The organism is Treponema sp. R6D11 (genome assembly GCF_054786075.1).
Genome location: NZ_BDHD01001408.1, coordinates 1 through 310, shown reverse-complemented (window position 1 = coordinate 310; position 310 = coordinate 1). Strand labels below are relative to the sequence as shown.

At 58.1% G+C, this 310-nt stretch carries 1 protein-coding gene; it reads right to left on the bottom strand.

The annotated features are described in order from the left end of the window. The coding region (locus ACYVTD_RS18950) for a family 16 glycosylhydrolase (RefSeq protein WP_461249127.1) at positions 1-310 on the bottom strand (310 nt) is incomplete at both ends.

Sequence of the window (310 nt, the reverse complement as noted above, 5' to 3'; positions counted from 1 at the left end):
GTCCAGAAGGAACGTTATTTCGGTCGCCGTCCAGTACACGCCGAACACGTGCCAGTCCGTAAAATCAAGGCCGTTCTGGAATGTCGCGTCAACGTACTGGTACTGCGACTGCCATTCGCCCCAGTTGGGCTTCATGTGCAATGTGGAAGAGGCGTGGTTGGGCTTCAGGCCTACTTTTTCCATTAGGTCACTCTCGCCGGAGCGCGTCCACCCGCCGTAAGGGCCGTATCCAGGCATCATCCACCAGGCGGGGCATGCGCCCAGGAACATGAAGGCCATCCGTAGCTTAGCTTCAAAGCGGCCGTAAGTC